This is a genomic window from Actinoplanes solisilvae (assembly GCF_003999975.1).
GTDB lineage: Bacteria > Actinomycetota > Actinomycetes > Mycobacteriales > Micromonosporaceae > Actinoplanes > Actinoplanes solisilvae.
Genome location: NZ_RJAC01000082.1, coordinates 1 through 1,142 on the forward strand (window position 1 = coordinate 1; position 1,142 = coordinate 1,142).

At 67.5% G+C, this 1,142-nt stretch carries 1 protein-coding gene; it reads right to left on the minus strand.

All coding sequences use genetic code 11. From position 1 onward, the window contains the following. On the minus strand, positions 1-1,040 hold a 1,040-nt coding region (locus tag EER30_RS46680), incomplete at its 3' end, for an IS630 family transposase (RefSeq protein ID WP_127509793.1). Between the last annotated feature and the right edge of the window lie 102 nt (positions 1,041-1,142).

The following is a 1,142-nucleotide window of genomic DNA, read 5'->3' on the forward strand; positions in this document are numbered from 1 at the left end:
TAAGCGCCTGGCCAGAAGTTTTGTCCGTAACCCGGCGGCAGCCAGGGTGAGGTCCAGGGCGCGGCGGTGGTCAGGTTCTGGCTGTCGGTGCGGTGCTGGAAGAAGGCATGGGCTTGGCGGACCCGGTCGGCCATGGTGGCCGGCGCGGTGTTCGCGATGTGGTGTTTGAGTGCGGCCCAGATGCGTTCGACGGGGTTGTCCTGGGGGCTGTAGCGGGCGCCTCGGATCAGGTGCAGTCGGGGGTGTTCCTCGAGCCATTGCTGGGTGATGCCGGATAGGTGGGTGCCGCCGTTGTCGCAGATCACCGCGACGGCGGCGGCGTTGGGGTAGGCGTCGAGCAGTTGCTGCAGGAAGTAGCAGAAGACCACGGACACGTTCTTGACGCTGGCATGGTGGTGGACCTGGCCGGTGGCCAGGTTGATCGCGCCGTGGAGGGTGCGGCGAACGTTCTTGCCGGGCGTCATGACCCGGTGGCGGATACCGAACGGCATCCAGCAGGATCGGACGCGGGCGAGCAGGTCGAGGTGGGTTTCGTCCTCTGCGAGGACGACTGATCCGGCTGGTAGAGCGGTGATCTGGTCGCGGATGTCGGCGCAGATCTGGTCGTGGTCGGGGTCGCTTTTGGCGATCAGGCGGGGCCTGGACCAGCGGGCCTGGTCCCGGATGCGGCGGCGCAGGGTGGACAGGCTGACCTGCGGGCGGCCCAGGGCTCGCCAGAGGCGGGCGGTGGTCCACGCTTTCGGGGTTTGCAGCAGCCGGCCGATACGTTCGCCAAGACGAGCGCTGCCGGTGCGGGGTCGTCCGGTGCGGGGCCGGTCGGGTAGTCCAGCCAGTCCCTCGCTGTGATGGCGGATGATCCAGCGGCGCACGGTGACCGGGTCGTAGTGCAGCACCTCAGCGATCTCGCTGGCGGACATGCCGGCGGCGGAGAGTATGACGATGACCATGCGGGTGGCGGTGCGCCAGGGTCCGTGCAGCGCGGTAATCAGTTCGGTGTGTTGCTCGGCCGGGATCCGGGCGTAGACGTGCGCAGGGCGCATACTGGCGGTGACCTCGTCGGGGGTTTCGGTCGTGTGTGGTAACTCGATCCGAACCCACGACGAGGTTTTTACGTCGCTACGTCCCTCTTCCCGAGTGAGTTA